Origin of the sequence: Tsuneonella deserti (assembly GCF_014644315.1) — a bacterium.
GTDB classification, from domain to species: Bacteria; Pseudomonadota; Alphaproteobacteria; order Sphingomonadales; family Sphingomonadaceae; genus Tsuneonella; species Tsuneonella deserti.
The window spans coordinates 576,279-600,691 of record NZ_BMKL01000001.1 but is presented as its reverse complement, the minus strand read 5'-3'; the positions used below and the strand labels follow the sequence as shown (position 1 = coordinate 600,691).

Sequence of the window (24,413 nt, the reverse complement as noted above, 5' to 3'; positions counted from 1 at the left end):
GTTTCAGCGGCAACCGGTTGATTTCCGCCTCGCAGGGTCGCAAGGCGCACCGCAAAGGAGACTCCCCATGCGCGACATCGATCACTTCATGGTCGGCGGCCCGGCTGCCGGAACAGCGGCCCGTTTCAAGGACGTGTTCAACCCCTCGACCGGCGAAGTGCAGGCGCGCGTGCCGCTGGGCGACGCGGCCCTGCTCGACCGCGCCGTTGAAGCCGCCAAGGCGGTTCAGCCCGGCTGGGCGGCGACCAACCCGCAGCGCCGTGCGCGGGTGATGTTCGCCTACAAGCAACTCGTGGAAGCCAACCGTGAAGAGCTCGCGCACCTGCTCAGCTCGGAGCACGGCAAGGTGATCGACGATGCGCTGGGCGACGTTCAGCGCGGTCTGGAGGTGATCGAGTACGCCTGCGGCATCCCACAGGTGCAGAAAGGCGAATACACCATCGGCGCGGGCCCGGGCATCGACGTCTATTCGATGCGCCAGCCGCTCGGCATCGGAGCAGGCATCACCCCGTTCAACTTCCCGGCGATGATCCCGATGTGGATGTTCGGCATGGCGATCGCCTGCGGCAACGCCTTCATCCTCAAGCCCAGCGAGCGCGACCCGAGCGTGCCGGTGCGGCTTGCTGAGTTGTTCCTCGAAGCCGGCGCGCCCGAGGGCCTGCTGCAAGTGGTCCATGGCGACAAGGAAATGGTCGATGCGATCCTCGACCATCCCGACATCGCCGCGGTCAGCTTCGTCGGCTCCTCCGACATCGCGCACTACGTCTACAACCGCGGCGTCGCCGCCGGTAAGCGCGTGCAGGCGATGGGCGGCGCGAAGAACCACGGCATCGTCATGCCCGACGCCGATCTCGACCAGGTGGTCAACGACCTTGCCGGAGCGGCCTTCGGTTCGGCCGGCGAGCGGTGCATGGCGCTGCCCGTGGTCGTGCCGGTGGGCGAGGACACTGCCGAGCGGCTCAAGGAAAAGCTGATTCCGGCGATCCACGCGCTCAAGATCGGCGTTTCGACCGACAAGGAGGCGCACTACGGCCCGGTGGTCACCGCCGAGCATAAGGCGCGCATCGAGCAGTGGATCGATACGGCGGAAAAGGAAGGCGGCGAGATCGTCGTCGACGGGCGCGGTTATTCGCTGCAGGGCCACGAGAACGGCTACTTCGTCGGGCCGACGCTGATCGACCACGTCACCCCCGACATGGAGAGCTACAAGGAAGAGATCTTCGGACCGGTCCTCCAGATCGTCCGCGCCAAGGACTTCGAGGAAGCCGTCGCGCTTCCTAGCAAGCACCAGTACGGCAACGGCGTCGCGATCTTCACCCGCAACGGCCACGCCGCGCGCGAGTTCGCCAGCCGCGTCAATGTCGGCATGGTCGGCATCAACGTGCCGATCCCGGTGCCGGTCGCGTATCACTCGTTCGGCGGATGGAAGCGCAGCGCGTTCGGCGACACCAACCAGTACGGCACCGAGGGCATGAAGTTCTGGACCAAGGTCAAGACCGTCACCCAGCGCTGGCCCGACGGCGGCAGCGACGGCTCAAACGCGTTCAACATCCCGACCTTCGGGTGATGGCCATGCGCTCAGTCTTCCTTCTCGCCGCGCTCCCGCTCGCCCTCTCTGCATGCCAGCAATCGCCCGAAAGCAGCGACGAGGTTCCCGCCGCTGTCGAAACGCTTCCGGCCGAACCCGACGGGGGCATCGGCACAACGCCCGCTGACCCTCCCTCGGAAACTTCGACCGCGGCCGGCGAAGCGAGTGCCAAGACCATCCCCCCCGCCCTCCAGGGACGGTGGGGCATGGTGCCCGCCGATTGCACCTCCACGCGCGGCGACGCGAAAGGGCTGCTGACGATTACCGACACCACGCTGAAGTTCTACGAGTCGGTCGGCAAACTTGGCTCTCTCGAGAGCCGCAGCGACAACGCGATCCGCGCCCAGTTCGCCTTCACCGGTGAAGGCATGAACTGGACCCGCGATGTCGAGCTCAGCGCCGCGGGCGACAAGCTCATCCGTACCGAACGTGGCGGCGACCAGCCTGGCGGGCCGTTCACTTATACCCGGTGCGCCGCTTGAACCGCTCGCATCATCGGCTAACGGAGCGCGCATGACCGGACAGTTCCAGCTTACCGACGACCAGCTCGCCATACAGGACATGGCGAGGAAGTTCACCGCCGACCGCATTACTCCGTTCGCGGCCCAATGGGACGAAGATCACCACTTCCCGCGCGACGTCGTGCAGGCGGCAGGCGAGCTAGGGTTCGGCTCGATCTACGTCTCGGAAGAGAGCGGCGGCATCGCGCTCGGCCGGCTCGAAGCGGCGCTGATCATGGAGGCGATGGCCTACGGCTGCCCCGCCACCAGCGCCTACATTTCGATCCATAACATGGCGAGCTGGATGATCGACCGCTTCGGCTCGTCGGAATTAAAGGCGCGCTTCCTGCCGAAGCTGGTCAGCATGGAGCACATCGCCAGCTACGCATTGACCGAACCGGGCTCGGGTAGCGATGCCGCGGCGCTTAAGACGGCCGCTGTTCTCGATGGCGACCACTACGTCCTGAACGGGACCAAGCAGTTCATTTCGGGAAGCGGCTTCAACGACATCTACGTCGTCATGGTCCGCACCAGCGAGGACCGCAGCAAGGGCATCACCTGCCTCGTGGTCGAGAAGGGCACCCCCGGCCTCAGCCATGGCGCGCCCGAGAACAAGCTCGGCTGGAACGCCTCGCCGACCGCGCAGCTCATTTTCGAGGACTGCCGCGTGCCGGTGGCCAACCGGGTCGGCGGCGAAGGCGAAGGCTTCCGCTTCGCGATGGCCGGGCTCGACGGCGGCCGCCTCAACATCGGCGCCTGCTCGCTCGGCGGGGCACAGCGGTGCCTCGACGAGGCGGTGAAATACACCAGGGAACGCCAGCAGTTCGGCCAGCCGATCGCGGATTTCCAGAACACCCAGTTCATGCTCGCCGACATGGCCACCGACCTTGAGGCGGCGCGAGCGCTGCTTTATCTCGCGGCGGCCAAGGTGACCGAGAACGCGCCTGACAAGACGCGCTTTTCGGCGATGGCCAAGCGGCTGGCGACCGACAGCGGATCGAAGATCGTCAACGACGCGCTGCAGTTGTTCGGCGGATATGGCTATCTCAAGGACTATCCGATCGAGCGCTTCTGGCGCGACCTGCGTGTGCACTCGATTCTCGAAGGGACCAACCAGGTGATGCGGATGATCGTCGGGCGGGATATGCTGCGCCAATGAGCGACGAAGTACACATTCATACGCACGGCCGCGTCGGGCACATTTCGCTGAACCGGCCCAAGGCGCTGCACGCGCTGACGCTCGACATGTGCCACGCGATGAGCGCGGCCCTGTCCGATTGGGCAGTTGACGACACGGTCGAGGCGGTGATCCTAGATCACGCCGAAGGCCGCGGCTTCTGCGCCGGTGGCGACATCGCGTTCCTTCGCAATTCGGCGCTCAATGACGATGGCGTGTCTGGGCGCAAGTTCTTCCACGACGAATACCAGCTCAACCATCTGATGTTCGAATACGCCAAGCCGATCGTGGCCTTCATGGACGGCGTGACGATGGGCGGCGGGGTTGGCATCTCCCAGCCCGCCAGGTTCCGCGTGGCGACCGAGCATACCCGTTTCGCCATGCCGGAAACGGGCATCGGGCTGTTTCCCGATGTGGGCGGAGGCCGCTACCTCTCCCGCCTCGCGGGACGGCTCGGTCAATTCCTCGCGCTGACCGGCGCCCGGCTCGACGGGGCGGAATGCCTCTGGGCAGGTCTTGCGACCCACTACCTGCCTTCCGGGAAACTCGCCGAAGCCAAGGCGCGCATCGCCGAGCATCCGGATCGGATCACCGGCATCCTCTCGGAATTGTCGGCCACTCCTCCCCCTGCCCGGATCGAGGAAAACGCCGACCGGATCGCGCATCACTTTCGGTCAGACCGGCTGGAGGACATCCTTGCCAGCCTCGAGGCCGACGACAGCGAATGGGCCATGAAGGAGGTGGCGACGCTCCACAGCAAGAGCCCGCAGACCTGCAAGGTCGCGCTGCGCCAGCTGGCGGAAGCGGCGAAGCTCGAAGACTTCGCCGACGAGATGCGCATGGAATACCGCATCGCCAGCCGCGTCCTCACCCGCCCCGACTTCGCCGAGGGCGTGCGCGCGGTGATCGTCGACAAGACCGGCGACGCGCGGTGGGATCCAGCCACTCCTGAGGGCGTGACCGACGAACTGATCGACAGCATCTTCGCTCCGCTGCCCGATAACGAGGAATGGAAACCGCTTTGACTTTCGAGACCATTACCGTCGAACAGCGTGATGCCGTTACGCTGATCACACTCAACCGGCCTCAGGCGCTAAACGCGTTGAACTCACAGGTTCTCGAGGACCTGATCACCGCATTTTCCGCCTTCGAGGCCGATCCGGGCCAGCGCTGCGCGGTGCTGACCGGCGCGGGCGACAAGGCCTTCGCCGCCGGGGCGGACATCAAGGAAATGGCCGACAAGCCCTCGGCCGATTTTTACCTCGACGATTTCTTCGCCCGTTGGACCAGCCATCTCGTCAAGGCGGTGCGCAAGCCGTGGATTGCTGCGGTTAACGGCTTCGCGCTCGGTGGGGGATGCGAGCTGGCGATGATGGCGGACTTCATCATCGCGTCGGACAAGGCGAAGTTCGGCCAGCCCGAGATCAAGCTCGGCGTCGCGCCCGGCATGGGCGGCAGCCAGCGCCTGACCCGCGCGGTCGGCAAGGCCAAGGCGATGGAGATGTGCCTCACCGGCCGGATGATGGACGGGGCGGAAGCCGAGCGGAGCGGCCTGGTCGCGCGGGTCGTGCCGCACGAAACTCTTCTGGATGAAGCACTTAAGACCGCCGCCACAATCGCCGCGATGCCGCCGATGGCCGCGATCGCGAACAAGGAAATGGTCAACGCCGCGTTCGAGACCACGCTCGACCAGGGCCTGATCGTCGAGCGCCGCATTTTCCAGATTCTCGCCGCGTCCGAAGACAAGGCGGAAGGCATGGCGGCCTTTATCGAAAAGCGCGAAGGGCAGTGGAAGGGCCGCTGAGTTGAAGCCCTTCTATCTCCTGCTGATGGTCCTGTGGGGCGCGCTGGCGTTCTACACCGGGGCCGTCATCGGGAATGATGGGCTGAACCTCTTCCCCTGGTTCTTCGGGGACATGGCCCGGTGGTCATGGCCGGGACAATTCAACCTTGATTTCAGCATGATGCTGTTCCTTTCCGCGAGCTGGACGGCTTGGCGGAACGGGTTCTCGGTCAGTGGCATCGCACTGGCCATCCTCGCATTTTTCGGAGGAGCGGGCTTCCTGCTGCCATACCTCACCTATCTCGCCTGGAAGCATGGGGGCGATACCGCCGCCATCCTCACCGGCGTCAACCACAAGGATCGCGCGGCATGAAAATCGCCTTCATCGGACTCGGCAACATGGGCGGCGGAATGGCCGCGAACCTCGTCAAGGCGGGGCACGAAGTACGCGCGTTCGACCTTGCGAATGAAGCGCTCGAAAAGGCTGCCGAACACGGGTGTTCGGTGTTCGGCAGCGTCCAGGAAGCGGTCGAGGGTGTCGACGCTGTCGTCTCGATGCTGCCCAACGGCCAGATCGTCCTCAGCGCCTACACCGGCGAGGTGTTCGGCAATGCGCCCAAGGGGGCGATCTTGCTGGATTGTTCGACCATCGACGTCGCCACCGCGCGCGAGGTGGCCGAGCAGGCGGCGAAACATGGCTACGAGATGGTTGACGCGCCCGTATCCGGCGGCATCGCCGCGGCCAGCGGCGGCACGCTCACTTTCATGGTCGGCGGCAGCGAGAGCGCCTTCAAGCGCGCCGAGCCGATCCTCCAGGCGATGGGCAAGGCGGTTATCCACGCCGGCGACGCGGGCAACGGGCAGGCGGCGAAGATCTGCAACAACATGCTGCTCGGCATCAGCATGCTCGGCACGTGCGAGGCTTTCGCCATGGCGCAGAAGCTCGGGCTCGATCCGCAGACCTTCTATGACATATCCAGTGTCTCGAGCGGCCAGTGCTGGTCGATGACGAGCTATTGCCCGGTCCCCGGCGTCGGCCCCACCTCGCCCGCCGACAACGACTACCAGGGCGGCTTCGCGGCCGGGCTGATGCTCAAGGACCTGCGGCTGGCCATGGAGGCGGCGGAAAGCGCCGATGCGGCGGTGCCGATGGGCGCGCGGGCTCGGGCGCTTTACGAAGACTTCGTCGGCGCGGGCAACGGCACGCAAGATTTCAGCGGGATCATTCGGACGCTGAAGTAGGGGTCGCCTCTTCCGCAGCCTTATCCTGCGCCGCCTTGCGCTCGGTGAACCACATGATCGCCAGCGCGCCTTCGAACAGCATGAGCAGCGGAATCGCCAGCATGAGCTGGCTGATGACGTCGGGCGGCGTGGCGACTGCCGCGACGATGAAGACCGCGACGATCGCATAGCGCCGCGCGCCGACAAGCTGCGCACGGCTGACAATCCCCGCGGTGTTGAGCAGCAGGAGTAATACCGGCAGCAGGAACGACAGCCCGAACGCCAGGATGAACTGCATCACCAGGCCGAGGTAATCCTCGCTGTTGGGCAAGGCCTCGATCTTCACCCCGCCCGGCGCGCCCTGGAAGCCGAGGAACCAGTGGAACGCCGTCGGCATGACGACGTAGTACGCCAGCGCCCCGCCCGCGACGAACAGCACCGGGGTGGCCAGCAGGAACGGCAGGAAGGCCTTCTTCTCCTTGGCATAGAGCCCTGGCGCGACGAAGGCCCACAGCTGGTTGGCGATCACCGGAAAGGCGAGGAAGAATGCCGCCCACAGCGCCACCTTCAACTCCACGAAGAACTGCCCGTAAAGCTTGGTATAGATGAGCGTGTCCTGCCCCGCGTCGAGCAGCGGCTGGACAAGGAAGGCCAGGATATCCTTGGCGAAGTAGAGGCAGGCGAAGAATGCCAGCGCCAGCGCCACGAACGCGCGCAGCAGGCGCGCGCGCAATTCGATCAGGTGATCGAGCAGCGGCGCCTGCGTTTCGTCGAGGTCGCGGATCGAGAATACCATCTGCCTGCCCTACCGTAACGGCAACTGCGGCTCGTCGTCCGGCGCCGGCGCAGGCTCCGGCGGCGTCTCGGCGGAGCGGGTTTCGGCAGAGGGCGAAGGCAGCGGGCGCAACTCGTGGTCGGACAGGTCGACCGGCGGGTGTTCGGCCATGATGCGGGCATTCTGCTCGGCCCACTTCTTCTCCATTTCCTCCATCTCGGCCTCGCGGATCATCGCCTCGATGCCCGAGCGGAAGTGGTTGGAGGTGCGGCGGACCTTCCCGATCCACCTGCCCGCGGTGCGCAGCGCGCGCGGCAGGTCCTTGGGCCCGATCACGACGACCGCGACGATGACGATCATCAACAGCTCGGATGCGCCGATATCGAACATAGGGTGTGCAGCGGCCCTCGCGGGGCTTCAGTCAGCGATCAATGACGGTGATCGGCGCCCGGATGCGGGTCGCGAGCGGCCTCGCCGGCGGGCTTCGCATCGTGGTGGGGCCCTTCGAGGCTGTGGACCTTCGGCGCGGAATCCGGCTTCGCGGCCGTTACCTCGTCCTCGTTCATGCCCTGCTTGAAGCTTTTGATGCCCTTGCCGAAGTCGCCCATGATGTCGGCCACCCGCCCACGCCCGAACAGGACGAGCACGATCAGAAGCACGATCAGCCAATGCCAGATGGAAAACGAGCCCATGGGTAATCTCCTTGGCGCCAACTTAGGGGAGGTGGAGCGGCTTTGCCAGCCTTGCGCGGGTCAGCCTTCCGATTCCTCCGCCCCTTCGGGCATTGCCGTCATCGCGTCGAACGCCTCGTCCACCGGATCGAGCAAGCCGGCAGCCTTGAGCTCGTCGATGCCGGGCAGGTCTTTGCGGGAGGCGAGGCCGAAGTGCTCCAGGAATGCGGGCGTGGTGGCGTAGATGACCGGGCGCCCCGGCACTTCCCGGCGCCCGGCGACACGCACCCAGCCCGCTTCCATCAGCACGTCGAGAGTGCCGGAGGAGGTCTGCACTCCGCGGATCGCCTCGATCTCCGCGCGGCTGACCGGCTCATGATAGGCGACGATCGCCAGCACCTCGGTCGCCGCGCGGCTGAGGCGGCGCACCTGCTCGCGCTCGCGGCGAAGGAGGTGCGCAAGGTCCGGCGCGGTCTGGAAATGCCAGCGGCCAGCGCGCTCGACCAGGTGGATACCGCGGGGCGCGTAGTGGCTGGCCAGCCGCTTGAGGCTTTCGCGCACGTCGGCGGGAGAGGCGTCGCCGAGATGGCCCGACAGGGCCTCGGCCGACAGCGGCTCCTCGGCAGCGAACAGCGTCGCCTCGACGGCGCGATCCATCTCCTCGCTCACGCCCCCACCCGCCTCAGCCGCAAGGGCCCGAATGCGTCCTCCTGCGCCAGTTCCGCGCGACCCAGCCGCGCAAGTTCGAGCGCAGCCACGAAACTGGATGCGAGCGCCGACTTGCGCAGACGGGGCTCGGCATGCGGCGGCAGAAAGTCGCGCAGCTCCATCCAGTCCAGCGTGACGCCAAGCATGGCGGAGACGCGGTCGAGCGCTGATTCGAGCGTCATCACCGGACGGTCGCGCACCATGTGCACCACCGGCGCGGTGCGCGCGCTCACCTGGCTGTAGGCCTGTATCAGCGTGAACCAGTCGCATTGCCACAGCGTCTTGCGGTCGGTTCGCAGCCCCTCGGGCGCGCCGCGCAGGAACACGTCACGCCCCAGCCGGTCGCGGGCCATCAGTCGGGCGGCGGCTTCCCGCATCGCGCCCAGCCGGGCGAGCCGCAATTGCAGGCGCAGCGCGAGATCTTCGGGGCTGGGATCTTCCTGCTCGTCACGCGGGAGGAGCAACGCCGATTTGAGATAGGCGAGCCACGCCGCCATGACGAGGTAGTCGGCGGCAAGCTCCAGCCGCAGCTCCTCGGCCCGTTCGATATAGGCGATGTACTGGTCGACCAGTGCAAGGATCGAGATTGCCTTGAGATCGACCTTCTGCCGCCGGGCGAGATCGAGCAGGAGGTCGAGCGGACCTTCCCACCCGTCGAGTTCGAGATAGAGCGCGGCATCGTCGGCCGGGGCGGACGCGGGACCGCTCCAATCGCCGCCGTCCGGCTCGCCGAGGTCGAGGAGAAGCGCCCCTTCGCTCATACCGTTACGCCGGCGATGGCCAGCAGCCGGTCGCGGTCGGCGAGCAGCTCCGCCTTGTCTCCCCGAGGGGCGATTCCGGTGCCTTCGAGCGCACGGGCGAGACGCGCGGCGGTTTCGCCGGACATGGCAGGCAACCGCCCGGCGATGCCGACCATGTCGTCCATCTTCGCCCAGCAGTTGAGAGCCAGGTCGCAGCCCGCGGCGATCGCGCGCTCGGCCCGCTCGGGGACGGAGCCCGACAGCGCCTCCATGTCGAGGTCGTCGGTTAGCAGGAGGCCGTCGAAACCGATTTTCCCGCGGATCACGTCGCGGATGACCGTGCGCGATTGGGTCGCCGGATGCTCCGCGTCCCATGCGGTGAACACGAGATGGCCGGTCATCCCCACCGGCGCGTCGCGGAGGGCGCGGAAGGGGGCAAGGTCGATCTCGAGCTCTTCCTCGCTGGCGGTAACGGTGGGGAGTTCCTTGTGCGTGTCGCACAGCGAGCGGCCGTGTCCTGGCATATGCTTGATGCAGCCCGCAACGCCCGCTTCGGCCAGACCTTCGAGGATGGCGCGCCCCAGCGCGGCGACCCGCAGCGGCTCGGCGCCCAATGCGCGATCTCCTATCACGTCGTGAGCGCCGGGCTGGCGCACGTCGAGCGAGGGATAGTAGTCCACCGTGATGCCTGCTTCGGCCAGCTCGATGCCCATCGCGTGCGCATTGCTGCGCGCGGCAACGAGAGCGGAGGACGGGGCGATCTCGTACAGCGCATCGAAGGCTGCGCCCGGAGGAAAGGCGGTGAAGTGCGGCGGGCGCATGCGTGCGACGCGGCCACCTTCCTGGTCAATCGAGACGAGCAGCTTGTCCCGCCCGTGGATGGCCCGCAAGTCGTCGGTCAGCGCGCGGACCTGTTCGGGCGTTTCGATGTTGCGGCCGAAGAGGATGTAGCCCGCCGGATCGCTCTCGCGAAAGAACGCGCGTTCGTCGGCTGTCAGCTCAAGACCGGAAAGGCCGAAGATCGCGGGCGTCATGCAGGCAGATTCGCACGAAAGACGAACGCGCCGCAAGCGTGGCGCGTCAGGCAATCCCCTGTTCGCCTTCGATAACGCGTTAACGCTTGACCTGGCAGTCCACCCCGTCGCCGTTAAGGCCGCGGCACAGCTCGCTGGCAGCGGCGGCGTTGCCCGCCATCGCCTGCAGGCGATAGACCGTGCCCATGTCGGCCACGCCCTGGACAACCCGGTGGCTTACGCCGTTGAGCTTCTCGGTGCGGGCCTGCAGGCTGCGCCAGCCAGCTTCCGCGTCCTCGCGGCTCGTATAGGCGCCGACCTGGACCGGAATTCCGCTCGGCGCGGGAGTCGCAGCGGCGGCGGCCGGCTTTTCTCCGGGCTTCGGCACGTCGATGCTCGGTTGCGGGGTGTTGTCGGCGATGCGGCCCTGGATCGACTTGCCCTCGCCTACCGCGGGCGCGAGGTTGCCCGTCCCTTCGAAGGTCTTCCCCCCCGGCGTGGACGGGCGGACCTTGTACGGTGCATCCGGCGCCTCGATGGTGCTGCCATCGGCGACGAACTCGGCGTCGGGTGCGCGCTGTCCGAACCACCAGATTCCCGCGATCAGCGCCACCAGCGCGAGCGCGGCAAACATCACGAAGCCGACAATGCGGCCCGTGTCGACCCCGCCCTCGTCTTCGTCCTCCTCACCGGATTCAAGCCAAGGCAGCCGTTCATCCTCGCCGGCCAGCGTCAGCTGGTCCCCGCCCAGGTAATCGCCGCCTTCGTCGCCGCTGCGCCCCGCCCCCGTTGCCATGCTCACATCTCCTCGACCGCCTCGACGCCCAGCAGCGCCAGGCCGTTACGGATAACCTGCCCGATCTGCGTGGCCAGGAAAAGCCTCGCCCCGGTAAGCGCCGGGTCCTGTGTCACGATGATGCGCTTTTCGGGCGCATCGTTGCCGGCGTTCCAGAAGGCGTGGAAGGCAGCCGCCAGATCGTACAGGAAAAACGCCACCCGGTGCGGCTCGCGCGCGGCGGCGGCGGCCTCGACAAGGCGCGGGAACTGCGCGGCGTGGCGGATCAGCACGAGCTCGTCCTGGCCGAGGCGATCCAGGGCAGCGGGGTCGGGGACAATGCCCTCGGCCGCCGCCTTGCGCAGCGTCGAATGGATGCGCGCGCTGGCGTACTGGACATAGAAGACCGGGTTGTCCTTTGATGCCTCGACCACCTTGGCGAAGTCGAATTCCATCTGCGCTTCGGGCTTGCGGGTGAGCATGGTGAAGCGGACCACGTCCTTGCCGACTTCCTCGACCACGTCGGCCAAGGTGACGAACGTGCCCGAACGCTTCGACATCTTCACCGGCTCTCCGCCGCGCAGGAGCTGGACCATCTGCACCAGCTTGACGTCGAACGGGATCTCACGCCCCTCGCCCTGCGCCAGCGCGGCCACCGCTGCCTTGATCCGCTTGACGGTGCCCGAATGGTCCGCGCCCCAGATGTCGATCAGCTCGTCGGCATGGGCGGCCTTCTGCATGTGGTAGGCAAGATCGGCACCGAAGTAGGTCCAGTCGCCGTTCGACTTCTTGATCGGCCGGTCCTGGTCGTCGCCGAACTTGGTCGAGCGGAACAGCGGCAGCTCGACCGGCTCCCAGTCCTCGGGCGTCTTGCCCTTGGGCGCTTCGAGCACGCCATCGTAGACGAGGTCCTGCGCGCGCAGCCAGGCTTCGGCCTCGGCCGGCTTGCCCGCCTGCTGCAGCTCGGCCTCGGAAGCGAACACGTCGTGCTCGATGCCCAGCAGCGCGAGGTCGGCGCGGATCATGTCCATCATCGCGTGGACGGTGCGGGTCTTGAAGTCTGGCAGCCACTCGGCTTCCGGCGCCTCGACGAAGCGCGGGCCGAACTGCGCGGCGAGCACTTTGCCCACCGGCACGAGGTAATCGCCCGGGTACAGGCCTTCAGGAATCTCGCCAATCTCCTCGCCGAGCGCCTCGCGGTAACGCAGATGTGCGGAGCGGGCGAGCACGTCGACCTGCGCGCCGGCATCGTTGACGTAGTATTCGCGCGTGACCGGGTGTCCGCTGAATTCAAGCAGCGTCGCCAGGGCATCGCCCACCACCGCGCCGCGGCAGTGCCCCATGTGCATCGGACCCGTCGGATTGGCCGAGACATACTCGACGTTGACCCGACGCCCCGCGCCCGCGTTCGAGCGGCCATAATTCGCGCCAAGTCCGGCGATCGCGCGCAGCTCGTCGAGCCAGACCGAATCCGCCAGCCGCAGGTTGATGAAGCCCGGCCCCGCGATCGAGGCTTCGGTGATCGCAGGCTCGCGTTGAAGATGCGCGACGACCTTCTCGGCCAGGGCGCGCGGGTTGGTCGCCGCCGCCTTCGCCAGCACCATCGCGGCGTTGGTAGCCAGGTCGCCGTGTGACGGATCGCGCGGCGGCTCAACCGTGACGGCCGCTTCGGACGCGCCCGGAGGCAACGCGCCTTCCAACTCGAGGGCGCGCAGCACGGCTTCGATGCGCGCTGCGAAAGCGGCGTGGAGAGTCTGGGTATCGGACATGGGCGCGCGGGTTAGCCGATCAGCGCGAAAGCGCAAGCGCGGCCCAGCGGCCGGACACGACGGCTAGCGGGTGGCGTTGTAGGCCAGCTGCTGCTCGGTCAACTGGAAGCCGACCAGCAGCTCGAAGGTCGCACGCGCCACCGCAGCCTTGACCGCCGGATCGCTCAGCGGGTCGATCGCCGCGTCCTCCTCGCCCGCCTTGCGCTTGCGGGTGATCTGGTCGCGGATGTCCTGCGGCAGGGTCGCCTCGGCGCGGTCGACGTAGGCGCCGGCCTGGGCGCGAGCCTGCGCCCGTTCCTGCCCATCGGCAAAGCTCAGGGTGACCTGCCCGATCCGCTTGGTCACCACAGAGGACCCGCCGCGCAGCACGACCGAGTAATAAGGCAAGGTCACCTGGCGCGCGCCTCGGGCATCGGCGCGGCGGGCGAGCACGTCGAATGTCGCGTTCGTATAGACCCGCGCGCCGGTGTCGTCGCAGGTCGCACGCACGTTGGTGATCGCGGCGGTGACGTCGATGTTGGCGGCCGAGGTATCGCCCGGCACGCGGAAGGTGGTGATGTCTCCGGTATAATCCGGCACGCCGACCGCCGGGCAGACCGAGCGGACGGCCGACACGCCCACGCCTTCCTGCAATACCAACTCGCCCGATTGCTTGCAGCCGGCGATAGCGGCCCCCATCATCAGCATAACGGTGAGGCGCACAGGCATGGTCATGGCAGGGTCGGTCCCGAATATCAGAGTCAGCGGTCGCCCTAGCGGGGCCGGCGGCGAAGCGCTAGAGGGCGGCGAATGAACGCCCCCTTGCCCCACCGGCCGACCACTTCGATTCCGGCGTCCGGTCGCCTGCCGCTCGCGCTGCTGATCGCCGCACCGCGCGGCTTCTGCGCCGGCGTCGACCGCGCGATCGAGATCGTCGAGCGCGCGCTCAGGCTTTACGGGCCGCCGGTCTATGTCCGGCATGAGATCGTCCATAACCGCTACGTAGTCGATGCGCTGAAGGAACAGGGCGCCATCTTCGTGGAGGAACTCGACGAAGTGCCCGAAGGCGCGCCGGTGGTCTTCAGCGCGCACGGTGTGCCCAAAACAGTCCCCGCCGAGGCCGAGCGGCGGCAGATGGTATGGGTCGATGCGACCTGCCCGCTGGTGAGCAAGGTCCACCGCCAGGCCGAGCGCCAGATCGAGGCCGGGCGGCACATCGTCTTCGTCGGCCACCGCGGCCATCCCGAGGTGATCGGCACGATGGGCCAGGTTCCCGAGGGTGCAATCACCCTCGTCGAAACGCTCGCCGACGTGGAGGCGCTTTCGTTCACTGGCGACACGCCGCTGGCGTTCCTCACCCAGACGACGCTGTCGGTGGACGATACGCGCGAGATCGTCGCCGCGCTCGAAGCTCGGTTCCCGCACATCGTCGGCCCGAAGGCCGAAGACATCTGCTACGCCACCTCCAACCGGCAGGCCGCAGTCAAGCAGATCGCGCCGGGCAGCGACCTGGTGCTGGTGATCGGCGCGCCGAACTCGTCCAACTCGCTGCGGCTCGTCGAAGTCGCCCAGCGCATGGGGACCGATGCGCGACTGATCGAGCGGGCAAGCGACATCGACCCGGCCTGGCTGGACGGCGTCGGCACGATCGGTCTGACCGCCGGCGCGTCAGCTCCCGAGAAGCTCGTGCGCGAAGTGGTGGAACGGCTGGCCGAATGGCGCGACGTGGAAGAGCACACGGTCGTCAGCGCCGAGGAGAAGATGGTCTTCAAGCTGCCGCGCCAGCTCATGGGCTGAGCGCCCGCCTTGGCCGTTTATACCCACCTTGCCGCGGAGGACCTCGCGGTCCTCATCGACCACTACGACGTCGGCGCGCTGGTTTCCGCCAAGGGGATCGCGGAAGGAATTTCGAATTCCAACTGGCTGGTGGAAACCACCGGACGCGATGGTTCGGGGGCACGCTTCATCCTCACCATGTACGAGCGGCGCATCGAGACCAGCGACCTGCCGTTTTTCCTCGGGCTGCTGGATCATCTTTCGGCGCGCGGCTGCGCGGTGCCGCGCACGATCCATGATCGCGAGGGCGCGGGGTGGCGCGAGGTGGAAGGCAAGGCGGTCGCGCTGATCGAATTCCTGCCCGGCGTTTCGGTCGGCCGCCCCACGCCCGGGCAGGCCCACGCGGTCGGGGCCGCGCTGGCCGAAGCGCATGTCGCCGCGCGCGAATTCCCGCTGCACCGTGCGAACGCGCTCGATCCGGCAGCCAGCGCGGCCTCGCTCGCGCAGTGCGGAGCCGAACAGCTCGCAGCGATCGATCCGGCTTTGCCCGCCGCGATCGATCTTGCGGCACGGGTTCGCGGCGACTGGCCCGGCGACCTGCCCCGATCGGTCTGTCACACCGATCTGTTTCCGGACAACGTGCTGATGCTGGGCGACCGGGTCGGCGGGATGATCGACTTCTACTTCGCCTGCGACGAGGCGATGGCCTACGATCTTGCAGTCACTCACGCCGCCTGGAGCTTCGACAAGGCGGGTGCCCGCTTCCGGCCGGACGTTGGCGAGGCGCTGGTCGCCGGCTACGAATCCGTCCGCCCGCTCGAGCCCGCCGAGCGCTCCGCGATGCCGCTGCTGGTCCAGGGAGCCTGCCTGCGCTTCGTCGCCAGCCGCGCGGAGGACTGGCTCGACACTCCGGCCGGCGCGCTGGTCACTCGCAAGGACCCGATGGACTTCATGCGCCGCTTGCATTTCTACGCCGGGGCGGGCGATGGGCCGTTCCAGCAATGAAGACAGTCGAGATATTCACCGATGGCGCCTGCAAGGGCAATCCCGGCCCCGGCGGCTGGGGCGCGCTGCTGCGCATGGGCCGCCACGAAAAGGAAATGTCGGGCGGCGAGCCCAACACGACCAACAACCGGATGGAACTGACCGCCGCCATCAAGGCGCTCGAGGCGCTGATCGAGCCGTGCGCGGTCGTGCTCCATTCGGACAGCAAGTACGTGCTCGACGGGATCACCAAGTGGGTTCACGGCTGGCAGCGCAACGGCTGGAAGAACGCCAGCAAGCAGCCGGTCCGTAATGCGGACTTGTGGCACGAACTGATCGCCGCGTCGAAGCAGCACCAGGTGGAATGGGTATGGGTCAAGGGCCACAACGGCCACGCCGAGAACGAGCGGGTCGATGCGCTCGCCTGCGCGGCGGCCGAAGCGGTGGCCGCGGCGGACCGCTAGAAGCGCGCCGGATCGTAGAGGGACGCGTCGATGTGTTCGGTCATCGCGTCGCGGTCGAGGCCCAGTAGCAGCTGAGCCGCCAGCCGCGCGGCCGCAGGCGCGGTCTGGATGCCGAAACCGCCCTGCCCGGCGAACCAGAACAACCCTTCGACTGCCGGATCGAAGCCGTAGACCGGCAGCCGGTCGGGCGCGAACGAGCGTAGCCCGGCCCATTTGCGTTCCACAGCGATTACCCGCCAGTCCACCACCTGCCCGAACCGGTCGATGGCCTGGGCGACCGCCAGTTCCTCGGGCGCGGCATCGCACGGTGGGCTAGGCTCCTCGTCGTGGGGACTGAGCCACAGCCTGCCGCTCTCGGGCTTGAAGTAGAATCGCCCGGCGATGTCGAGCACCAACGGCAGGTCCGCCGGCGGCGCAGGGTCGGTGATGAGCTGCGCGACAGTGCGCCGCAACGGCTGGATTCCCAGCGGGCGCGCGCCGGCAAGCTCAGCGAACGCATCGGCCCATGCGCCGGCGGCGTTCGCCACCACCGAAGTTTCGAACACCTCCCCCTGCTCGCTGGTGAGCCGCCAGGTTCCGTCCTCGCGCTCCGCCGAAACGATGCGCGCCCGGGTCACCAGTTCCGCCCCGCCGCGCCTGGCTGCCGCGAGGTAGTGCTGGTGCAGGCGCGCGACATCGATGTCGGCGCAAGCCGGCTCCCACACCGCGCCGGTCCATTCGGAGCGCAGACCCGGAAGGCGCTGGAGCAAGGATTCCCGGTCGAGCCGCTCGATGTGCACGCCGCTATGGGCAAACCGCTTCATGAACGCATCGAGCGCAGGCCGGTCGCTTTCCCGGCCCACGTAGAGCGCGCCACGTGGGCTAAGGAAGCCCTTCTCGCGCAGCCATGCGCCTGACGGCAGGGTGAGCGGCACCACCTCCGGCCCGCCATAGCATTCCTCCCAGAACGCCGCCGAGCGGCCCGTGGTGTGATAACCGGGGTGGTCCTCCGCCTCGAACAGCAGCACTCTTTGGCCGCCGTGTGCCGTGAGTTCCGCGGCGAGACTGGCCCCGGCGATGCCGGCCCCGACCACGGCGATGTCGTGACGCGCGCTCATCGGCCCGCAGCGATGTGGCCGAGGAACCGGTCGATCGCGCCGAGCGCCCGATCGCGCACCGGGTCGGCTTCGCGCAGGATCTCGTGAGCGGCCTCCCCGCCGAACGTGACCAACTCGGCGCCGGGCATCCGCGCGGCGGCGGCGGCGATCGCTCGGTAGGACACGAGCTTGTCGTGCGTGGTGGCCAGAATCAGCGTCGGCGTCCTCACGCGCTCCAGCACCCCGGGAGCGAACAGGGCACGCATCGAGGCATACCCGCGCTCCACCCAGCTCCAGCTTCCCGGCCCCATGACGAGTTCGGGACGCTCGGCCCGCCACCATAGCTCGTCGGCATAGCGGTCCGCGTCGTGTGTCAGCAGCAATCCGCGCGCAGCAGGGGGCTCGCCCGGCTTTTCGCTCCACTTCCAAGCCGGCCGCCGCGGATCGCCGAGCGCCTTCATGAGCCGCGCCAGCGGGTGCATCAATGCGCCTGGCAAGGCTCCGGCAAAGCCCAGCATGGGCGCCGACAGGACAACGGCATCCGGCTGCACGCGTCCCTCTGCCACCGCCCGCAGGATGAGATGACCGCCCATGGAGTGTCCGGCGAGCACATGCGGGGCGGGAGTGGACGCGGTCCACTCCTTCCACAGGGCGGCGAGATCGTCGATCCACTGGCTGTAGTCGGCGATGTGCCCGGTAACGGCATCTGCGCCGAGCCGCCCCGAACCTGCCTGCCCCCGCCAGTCGGACGCCGTCACCCGCCAGCCTTGCGAGACCCAGTGGTCGAGCGTCTCGAGATACTTCTCGTAGAAATCGCCCCGCCCCGGCAGGAACAGTATCGAGCCGCGGGCGGCCGCCTGCCGGCTCTCCAGGTCGATCCGGCGGATCGGGTGCCCGTCCGGCGCCAGCCAGCATCCCTCCACCGCGCCGGCCGGGATCGCGCGGCGGGTGTCCCTCCCTCCCGAGGCGGCTCCAGTTTGGCTAATGTCGCGCCTCCGGGCTTGGTTACTTTTTGGTAAGCAGTGCGCGTTACCACCGGGATCCAAGAGGGACTTTCGCGTCCCTTTCCTGGGGGGCCAATCACAATGCTGGGCGGATATCTGCACTACGGGTTGCTGATTGCCTTGGCAATCGCACTGCTGGTCGCCGCGACGACCGACTGGCGTCGCCGGCAGATCGACAACTGGCTCAACTTGGGCATCGTTATCGGTGCGCCGTTCTTCTGGTGGGCCAGCGGCCTGTCGCTGTGGCCGGGAGTCGCGATCCAGCTTGGCATCGGCGTCGCGGCATTCGCGGTGTTCGCGGCGTTTTTCGCGCTCAAGTGGATGGGCGGCGGCGACGTCAAGCTGCTGACCGCGCTGGCGCTGTGGATCGAGCCCGAGTGGTTCCTGAAGCTGCTGGTGATGATGGCTCTGCTCGGAGGCGTGCTGACGCTCGTACTCGGCGCCTGGCACGTCATGCGGCGCCAGAAGGACAAGCTCGCCATACCCTACGGCGTCGCCATCGCGGCTGCCGGACTGTGGGTTTTGGGCACACATTACTTCCCCGCCGCGCAGCAGACGCTGGTGGGGTGAACCTGATTTTAACCGTTCGCCGCTTAACCACGGCAACCATTCCCGCCCGTGGGATCGAGCGGGCACTCTAAGGGGGCTTTGTTAGCCATGGACAGGAAGAAGCTGCTGCTGCTGGTGGGTGCGTTGGCGATCGCGATCGTGACCGCCATGATGGCCCGGAGCATGTTCGCCGGAGCATCCGCTCCCAAGGCGGAGGCCGCGCCGGCCGTGCCGATGGGACCGAAGGTTCTCGTCGCACAGCGCGTGCTGCCGACCGGCACCATCATCACCGCCGATGCCATCGGCTTCCAGCCCTGGCCCAAGGAGCTGGTCAAGGACGCCTATTACATCGATGGCGCGTCCGACGTGTCCAAGCTGCTCGGCACCGTGGTCCGCTTCCCGATTACCGCCGGTGAGCCGGTTACGCAGGGCTCGCTGGTCAAGCCCGGCGATCGCGGTTTCCTGGCCGCAGCGCTCGGGCCCGGCATGCGCGCCATCACCGTTCCGGTGTCGGCCAAGACCGGCGTCGGCGGCTTCGTATTCCCGGGCGACCGGGTCGATCTGATGCTGACCCAGACCGTCAAGGGTCCTGACGGCAGTTCCGGCGATCTCAAGGCGTCCGAGACCATCCTGCGCAACATCCGCGTCCTGGCGACCGACCAGTCGACCACCCAGGAAAAGGCGGAGAACGGCGACACCGTGGTCAAGCAGTTCCAGACCGTCACGCTCGAAGTGACGCCGAAGATCGCAGAGAAGGTTTCGGTCGCTCAGACGATCGGCACGCTCAGCCTGTCGCTCCGCTCGATTGCCGACAGCCAGTCGGAGCTCGAACGGGCGATCGCCCAGGGCGACGTCAAGATCCCCGAAGGCGCGACGCCGCAGCAGGAGGAGAAGCTGCTCGCCGCGGCGATGAACCGCCCCAGCGACGGCATCACCACCTACCAGACCGGCGGCGACGTGTCGCGCTTCCAGCGCCGCACCCTGCCTCCGCCGGCACCCGTCGCCGCCCCTGCGTACGCAGGTGGCATGGCCGCCGCGCCGCGTCCCACCATCGCGCCGCGTTCGACCGTCACCGTTACCCGCGGCAAGGCTGCCAGCACCGTGCTCATCTCGCGCAACGGCCAGGTCCTCGAGACCCAGGGCGGCGCGATCCAGAACGGTGGCCAGGTCGTGGCCGGCACGCTCGGCATGATGCCGTGAAGGGGGCTGCAATGACCGCGTACCGCATTTTCGGCGATCGCCGGATCCATTCGAGGGGCAAGACAATGAACCGCCGCCTTACTGCCGCGCTGCTGATGGCCGGCATCTCCTTCGCGCCGCTCGCTGGGCTGCCCGCCCTGCCCGCGAACGCCCAGGAAACCGTTTCTCCCAGCCGTGACATCAACCTGTCCATCGGCCGCGGCGAGCTGATCAACGTGCCCGGGACGATGGCCGATGTCTTCGTCGCCAATGACTCCGTCGCGGATGTTCAGGTCAAGTCGGAGCACCAGTTGTTCCTGTTCGGCAAGGCCGGCGGCGTGACCACGATCTACGCCAGCAACAAGGCCGGCGCGGTGATCTGGTCCGCAAACGTCCGGGTTGGATCGAACATCGACAGCGTCGACCAGATGCTGGCCCTCGCCATGCCGGAGGCGAAAGTGAACGTGTCCACGATGGGCACCAACACCTTCCTGCTGACCGGCACGGTCGCCGCGCCCGAAGACGCCGCCGAGGCCGAGAGGCTCGTCCAGGCCTTCGTCGGCGACGACGCCAACGTCATCAGCCGGCTGAAGACGGCGACTCCGCTGCAGGTCAACCTGCAGGTCAAGTTCGCCGAAGTCAGCCGTTCGCTGGTGCGCGAGATCGGGGTCAACCTGACCTCGATCGACAGCTCCAGCGGCTTCCAGTTCGGCGTCGCCCAAGGGCGCGGGGGCTACAATCCGAGCACCTACGTAGGACCGGGGCAGGCTCTGGGCACCGGCACGGTAGTGAAGATCCCCGATCCGCTCGACCCGAAGAGGTACATCGACGGCACTTCGGTTCTTCCGGTAACCGGCGGAAGCACCCTGGCCGGCTTCGGCCGCCTGTTCGGGGTCGACATCCTGGGCGCGCTCGACCTGGCCGAGCGTGTCGGCCTGGTGACGACCCTGTCCCAGCCGAACCTGACGGCGCTTTCGGGCGAGACGGCCGATTTCCTCGCGGGCGGCGAATTCCCCATTCCCATCAGCCAGGGCCTGGGCTCCACCTCCATCGAGTACAAGAAATACGGCGTCAGCCTTGCCTATACGCCGACAGTTCTGGCCAACGGCCGGATCTCGCTGCGGGTACGACCGGAAGTGTCGGAAATCTCGAGCCAGGGTTCGGTCACGCTCAATGGCTTCCAGATCCCCGCGCTGACGACGCGCCGGGCGGAAACCACCATCGAGCTGGGTTCGGGCCAGAGCTTCATGATCGCCGGCCTGATGAGCAACAACTCGCAGAACACGATCGAGAAAGCTCCGGGCCTCGGCGACGTGCCGATCCTCGGCAACCTGTTTCGCTCGACCAGCTACCGCAAGGGCGAGACCGAGCTGGTGATCATCGTCACCCCGTACCTGGTCAACCCGGTCAACGGGAACGACATCAAGCTGCCGACCGACGGGTTCAACGCCCCGAACGAAGCGGCGCGGCTGTTCGGCATGCAGGAGTCGGCCTCGGGTCTCTCCACGGCTCCGGCACCCACCGCGGTGCAGGGCCAGGTGCCGGCGGGACCAGCGATCTCGCAGGCCCAGCCGAGTGCGGTGATGCCCAGCCAGTCCGGGTCGTCCGGCAAGAAACGCCGCAAGCAGCGCACCGCCGGAAACGACGTCGCCGCCCCCGGCTTCAGCTTCAACTGAGAAGGTGAGAGTGATGACCACCACCAAACGCAATCTGGCAGGCGCTCTTGCCCTCGCCCTCGGTGTGACGGTTTCGGCTTGCGGCAACGCGCCCGGCGCGATGGACAACCGCAGTCTCTATTCGGTCAAGCAGCCGGTGGTCGAACGCACCAGCTACACGCTCGACGTGGCCACCGGCTACGAAGGCCTGCCGATCGCAGAGCAGCAGCGCCTGTCCGCCTGGTTCGACACGATGAAGCTTCGTTACGGAGACCGCGTCTCGATCGATGATCCGATGTCGAATGGAGCGACCCGCGAGGCGGTTTCGCGCATCGCGGCGCGTCATGGGCTCCTCCTGGCGGATGGCGCCCCGGTGACCGAAGGCTTCCTGCAGCCGGGCAGCGCGCGCGTGGTGATTACCCGCACGACAGCCAGCGTCCCGGGCTGCCCCGACTGGGGCAAGCGGAGCGACATGAACTACGCCAACGCCACCTCGCCCGGCTACGGCTGCGCGGTCAACGGCAATCTGGCCGCCATGGTCGCCAATCCCGAAGACCTGCTCAACGGCCAGGCCGGCAGCGGCGAAACGGTCATCATGAGCTCGAACAAGGCGATCGAGACATATCGCGAGAAGCCGAACACCGGAGCCGGCGAGCTGAAATCAACCGGCGCCTCGACAGGCGGAAGCGGAAGCGGAGGGAACTGAGATCATGAATGCGCCCTGGAAACCCGGTGCCGGCGGACGCGATCCGTTTGCCGCTTTCATCTGCGACGAAACCGCGCTCGACACCCTGCGCCCGGTCGTCATCGAAATGGGCTGGCAGCCCGAAAAGTGCGCCAAGGGCGGGCTGCGCAACGCGGTCCAGTCGCTCTCGGTCGCCGCGAGCCCGAACATCCTGATGGTCGACCTGTCGGAAAGCGGCGATCCGCTCAACGACATCAACGCCCTGGCCGAAGTCTGCGAACCCGGCACGGTGGTGGTCGCCATCGGCCAGGTCAACGACGTGCACCTCTATCGCGACCTGCTCGCGAGCGGGATCCACGACTACCTGCTGAAGCCGCTATCGGCGAGCCAGCTGCGCGATGCGCTCAACCACGCGCAAACGGTGTTCGCCTCGCCCAAGGCGAACGACCCTGATGCGTCTAAACGCCATATCTCCACGGCGGTCGTCGGCACCCGCGGCGGCGTGGGCGCTTCCACCCTGGCGACTTCGCTTGCCTGGCTGTTTTCGTCCGACCACAAGCTGCCCACCGCCCTGCTTGATCTTGACGTGCACTTCGGCACGGGCGCCCTGTCGCTCGATCTGGAACCTGGCCGCGGCCTGACCGACGCGATCGACAACCCGAGCCGGATCGACGGGCTGTTCATCGAGCGGGCGATGATCCGGGCGAACGACAACCTGGCGATCCTGTCGGCGGAGGCGCCGATCAACGCGCCCTTGATGACCGACGGCAGTGCCTTCGTTCAGCTGGAGGAGGAGTTCCGCCACGCGTTCGAGATGACGGTCATCGATCTTCCGCGCAACATGCTGATCAACTTCCCGCACCTGCTCGCCGATGTGAACGTCGTGCTGCTGGCTACGGAAATGACGCTGGCGAGCGCTCGCGATACCATCCGCATCCTCAGCTGGCTCAAGGCCAATGCGGCTCATGCGCAGCCGATCGTCGTCGCCAACAAGGTGCAGCCAGGCGTGGCGGAAATCAGCAAGGCCGACTTCGAGGCATCGATCGAGCGCAAGATCGATTTCATGGTGCCTTACGACCTCAAGGCGGCGTCCAATGCCGCCAAGCTGGGACAGACGTTCGTCGACGCGAACCGCGCGAGCAAGGCGAGCCAGACGATCCGCCAGGTGGCCGAGCGCGTAATCGGCGCGAGCGACGAGGATGCGACGGTCGAACAGGCGGGCAAGAAGTCGCTTCTCGGCAGCTTCGACCTGAAATCGCTGCTGGCCAAGAAAGAAAAGGCGCCTGCGCGAGCGGACGCTTGAACCGCAGCGCCGCCGCCAAGGTGCGGCGGCGCTGACCCCGGTATTTGAGGAAGGCGGACCATCTGATGAGCGTTCTCCAGTTGCTAATGTTCGCTGGCGCCCTCACGGCCATGCTGGCGCTGGCATACACCGCGCTGTCGGGACCCTCGATCGCGAAGGAAAGCACCCGCCGCCTCCAGGCGGTGCGCTACCGCCACTCGGAAAGCACGGATACGAAGGTCGAATCCCAGCTCAAGAAGGCGATCGCGGCCCGCAAGCCCCAGTCCTTCAAGGTCGCCGGATCGGGCTCCCGCATGGAAGCGCTGGCCAACCGGCTCAACCGCAGCGGCAAGTCCTGGACGCTCGCGCAGTACTTCTACACCAGCGGCGGCATCGCGCTTGTCATCAGCGTGCTGATTTTCCTCCGCACGGGCGCGCCGATCCTGTCGCTCGCGGTGGGCCTGTTCATCGGCGCCGGCCTTCCGCACATGGTGGTGAACCATTTCATCAAGAAACGGACCAACCAGTTCAACGCCAAGTTTCCCGATGCGATCGAATTGCTGGTCCGTGGCCTGCGCTCGGGTCTTCCGGTTACCGAAACCCTGGCCGTAGTCGCCCACGAGGTGCCGGGGCCGGTGGGCGAGGAATTCAAGGCGATCACTGACCGCATCAAGGTCGGCCGCACGATGGAAGAATCGCTCAACGTCACCGCCGACCGGCTGGCTATCCCGGAATTCAACTTCTTCTGCATCACCCTGGCGATCCAGCGTGAAACGGGCGGCAACCTTGCCGAAACGCTGTCGAACCTCGCCGATGTGCTTCGCAAGCGCAGCCAGATGAAGCTGAAGATCCGGGCCATGAGCTCGGAATCCAAGGCATCGGCCTATATCGTCGGATCGCTGCCCTTCATCGTCTTCATCCTCATCTGGTTCATGAATCCGACGTACCTGTCGGGATTCTTCTACGAGGATCGCCTGATCGTCGCCGGAATGGGCGGCATGGTCTGGATGGGGATCGGCGTGTTCATCATGGCCAAGATGGTCAACTTCGAGATCTGAGA

Annotated in this window: 27 protein-coding genes; 16 read left to right on the top strand and 11 right to left on the bottom strand. The window is 67.1% G+C overall.

From position 1 onward, the window contains the following. Positions 1-67 precede the first annotated feature (67 nt). From IEW58_RS02635 to mmsB, 7 genes are read left to right on the top strand one after another with little or no spacing between them, the layout of a single operon-like run. Positions 68-1,567 (top strand): CoA-acylating methylmalonate-semialdehyde dehydrogenase, encoded by a 1,500-nt coding sequence (locus tag IEW58_RS02635; RefSeq protein WP_188643702.1) that lies wholly within the window; start codon positions 68-70, stop codon positions 1,565-1,567. A 5-nt stretch (positions 1,568-1,572) separates the two neighbouring features. Then, positions 1,573-2,070, top strand: coding sequence for a hypothetical protein (locus IEW58_RS02630; RefSeq protein WP_188643701.1), 498 nt, complete (start codon positions 1,573-1,575; stop codon positions 2,068-2,070). A gap of 31 nt (positions 2,071-2,101) precedes the next feature. Next, positions 2,102-3,247 (top strand): acyl-CoA dehydrogenase family protein, encoded by a 1,146-nt coding sequence (locus IEW58_RS02625; RefSeq protein WP_188643700.1) that lies wholly within the window; start codon positions 2,102-2,104, stop codon positions 3,245-3,247. Continuing rightward, positions 3,244-4,290 carry an enoyl-CoA hydratase/isomerase family protein gene (locus IEW58_RS02620; RefSeq protein ID WP_188643699.1) on the top strand — a complete coding sequence of 349 codons (1,047 nt, stop codon included), beginning with the start codon at positions 3,244-3,246 and terminating at the stop codon, positions 4,288-4,290. The genes IEW58_RS02625 and IEW58_RS02620 overlap by 4 nt, the downstream gene beginning before the upstream one ends. Further along, positions 4,275-5,069, top strand: coding sequence for an enoyl-CoA hydratase-related protein (locus tag IEW58_RS02615; RefSeq protein WP_373284700.1), 795 nt, complete (start codon positions 4,275-4,277; stop codon positions 5,067-5,069). The genes IEW58_RS02620 and IEW58_RS02615 overlap by 16 nt, the downstream gene beginning before the upstream one ends. A gap of 1 nt (position 5,070) precedes the next feature. Continuing rightward, positions 5,071-5,421, top strand: a complete 351-nt coding sequence (locus IEW58_RS02610; protein WP_229658403.1) for a hypothetical protein — start codon at positions 5,071-5,073, stop codon at positions 5,419-5,421. After that, positions 5,418-6,290, top strand: coding sequence for a 3-hydroxyisobutyrate dehydrogenase (gene mmsB / locus IEW58_RS02605; RefSeq protein ID WP_188643698.1), 873 nt, complete (start codon positions 5,418-5,420; stop codon positions 6,288-6,290). The genes IEW58_RS02610 and mmsB overlap by 4 nt, the downstream gene beginning before the upstream one ends. On the opposite strand, the gene tatC is transcribed toward mmsB, so the two are convergent. From tatC to IEW58_RS02560, 9 genes are all read right to left on the bottom strand, one after another. Further along, positions 6,271-7,065, bottom strand: coding sequence for a twin-arginine translocase subunit TatC (gene tatC / locus IEW58_RS02600; RefSeq protein WP_188643697.1), 795 nt, complete (start codon positions 7,063-7,065; stop codon positions 6,271-6,273). The genes mmsB and tatC overlap by 20 nt on opposite strands. A 9-nt stretch (positions 7,066-7,074) precedes the next feature. Then, positions 7,075-7,434: a Sec-independent protein translocase protein TatB gene (gene tatB / locus IEW58_RS02595; RefSeq protein ID WP_188643696.1), complete on the bottom strand. Its 360-nt coding sequence runs from the start codon at positions 7,432-7,434 to the stop codon at positions 7,075-7,077. A 38-nt stretch (positions 7,435-7,472) separates the two neighbouring features. Beyond that, on the bottom strand, positions 7,473-7,736 hold the full coding sequence (locus tag IEW58_RS02590; RefSeq protein ID WP_188643695.1) for a twin-arginine translocase TatA/TatE family subunit: 264 nt from the start codon (positions 7,734-7,736) through the stop codon (positions 7,473-7,475). A 60-nt stretch (positions 7,737-7,796) separates the two neighbouring features. After that, the gene (scpB, locus tag IEW58_RS02585; protein WP_188643694.1) at positions 7,797-8,372 is read right to left on the bottom strand and encodes an SMC-Scp complex subunit ScpB; all 576 of its coding nucleotides are present in this window, start codon (positions 8,370-8,372) and stop codon (positions 7,797-7,799) included. A gap of 8 nt (positions 8,373-8,380) precedes the next feature. After that, a complete protein-coding gene (locus IEW58_RS02580; RefSeq protein WP_188643693.1) occupies positions 8,381-9,184 on the bottom strand; it encodes a segregation and condensation protein A in 804 nt (267 codons plus the stop codon). Continuing rightward, entirely contained in the window at positions 9,181-10,197 is a 1,017-nt protein-coding gene (gene nagZ / locus IEW58_RS02575; protein WP_188643692.1) for a beta-N-acetylhexosaminidase, read from the bottom strand. The genes IEW58_RS02580 and nagZ overlap by 4 nt, the downstream gene beginning before the upstream one ends. A 79-nt stretch (positions 10,198-10,276) precedes the next feature. After that, positions 10,277-10,972 (bottom strand): SPOR domain-containing protein, encoded by a 696-nt coding sequence (locus IEW58_RS02570; RefSeq protein ID WP_188643691.1) that lies wholly within the window; start codon positions 10,970-10,972, stop codon positions 10,277-10,279. Positions 10,973-10,974: 2 nt separating this feature from the next. Continuing rightward, complete coding sequence (gene argS, locus IEW58_RS02565; protein ID WP_188643690.1) at positions 10,975-12,720, bottom strand: arginine--tRNA ligase; 1,746 nt, start codon at positions 12,718-12,720, stop codon at positions 10,975-10,977. 63 nt (positions 12,721-12,783) lie between these two features. After that, entirely contained in the window at positions 12,784-13,434 is a 651-nt protein-coding gene (locus tag IEW58_RS02560; RefSeq protein ID WP_188643689.1) for a hypothetical protein, read from the bottom strand. Between the two features lie 75 nt (positions 13,435-13,509). Between IEW58_RS02560 and ispH the strand changes: the two genes are divergently transcribed. Genes ispH through rnhA form a run of 3 tightly spaced genes read left to right on the top strand, consistent with a single transcriptional unit; the run spans position 13,510 to position 15,923 of the window. Beyond that, positions 13,510-14,496, top strand: a complete 987-nt coding sequence (ispH, locus tag IEW58_RS02555) for a 4-hydroxy-3-methylbut-2-enyl diphosphate reductase (protein WP_188643688.1) — start codon at positions 13,510-13,512, stop codon at positions 14,494-14,496. 9 nt (positions 14,497-14,505) lie between these two features. After that, positions 14,506-15,480, top strand: coding sequence for a homoserine kinase (thrB, locus tag IEW58_RS02550; protein ID WP_188643687.1), 975 nt, complete (start codon positions 14,506-14,508; stop codon positions 15,478-15,480). Beyond that, positions 15,477-15,923, top strand: coding sequence for a ribonuclease HI (gene rnhA / locus IEW58_RS02545; RefSeq protein WP_188643686.1), 447 nt, complete (start codon positions 15,477-15,479; stop codon positions 15,921-15,923). Before thrB ends, rnhA begins: the two co-directional genes overlap by 4 nt. Here the strand turns inward: rnhA and IEW58_RS02540 are convergent. Together IEW58_RS02540 and IEW58_RS02535 are read right to left on the bottom strand one after the other, a co-directional pair. Next, positions 15,920-17,020, bottom strand: coding sequence for an NAD(P)/FAD-dependent oxidoreductase (locus IEW58_RS02540; protein WP_188643685.1), 1,101 nt, complete (start codon positions 17,018-17,020; stop codon positions 15,920-15,922). The two genes, rnhA and IEW58_RS02540, sit on opposite strands and share 4 nt — an antisense overlap. Further along, on the bottom strand, positions 17,017-17,922 hold the full coding sequence (locus IEW58_RS02535; RefSeq protein WP_229658402.1) for an alpha/beta fold hydrolase: 906 nt from the start codon (positions 17,920-17,922) through the stop codon (positions 17,017-17,019). Before IEW58_RS02535 ends, IEW58_RS02540 begins: the two co-directional genes overlap by 4 nt. Positions 17,923-18,084: 162 nt before the next feature. Here IEW58_RS02535 and IEW58_RS02530 point away from each other — a divergent pair, with 162 nt between their 5' ends. From IEW58_RS02530 to IEW58_RS02505, 6 genes are all read left to right on the top strand, one after another. Further along, complete coding sequence (locus IEW58_RS02530; RefSeq protein WP_188643684.1) at positions 18,085-18,573, top strand: A24 family peptidase; 489 nt, start codon at positions 18,085-18,087, stop codon at positions 18,571-18,573. An 87-nt stretch (positions 18,574-18,660) separates the two neighbouring features. After that, on the top strand, positions 18,661-19,752 hold the full coding sequence (gene cpaB / locus IEW58_RS02525; protein ID WP_188643683.1) for a Flp pilus assembly protein CpaB: 1,092 nt from the start codon (positions 18,661-18,663) through the stop codon (positions 19,750-19,752). A gap of 65 nt (positions 19,753-19,817) precedes the next feature. After that, positions 19,818-21,407 (top strand): type II and III secretion system protein family protein, encoded by a 1,590-nt coding sequence (locus tag IEW58_RS02520; protein WP_188643682.1) that lies wholly within the window; start codon positions 19,818-19,820, stop codon positions 21,405-21,407. Between the two features lie 13 nt (positions 21,408-21,420). Further along, positions 21,421-22,092, top strand: a complete 672-nt coding sequence (locus IEW58_RS02515; protein ID WP_188643681.1) for a CpaD family pilus assembly protein — start codon at positions 21,421-21,423, stop codon at positions 22,090-22,092. Positions 22,093-22,096: 4 nt separating this feature from the next. Then, positions 22,097-23,374, top strand: coding sequence for a pilus assembly protein CpaE (locus IEW58_RS02510; RefSeq protein WP_188643680.1), 1,278 nt, complete (start codon positions 22,097-22,099; stop codon positions 23,372-23,374). Between the two features lie 65 nt (positions 23,375-23,439). After that, on the top strand, positions 23,440-24,411 hold the full coding sequence (locus IEW58_RS02505; RefSeq protein WP_188643679.1) for a type II secretion system F family protein: 972 nt from the start codon (positions 23,440-23,442) through the stop codon (positions 24,409-24,411). The last annotated feature ends 2 nt before the right edge of the window (positions 24,412-24,413 follow it).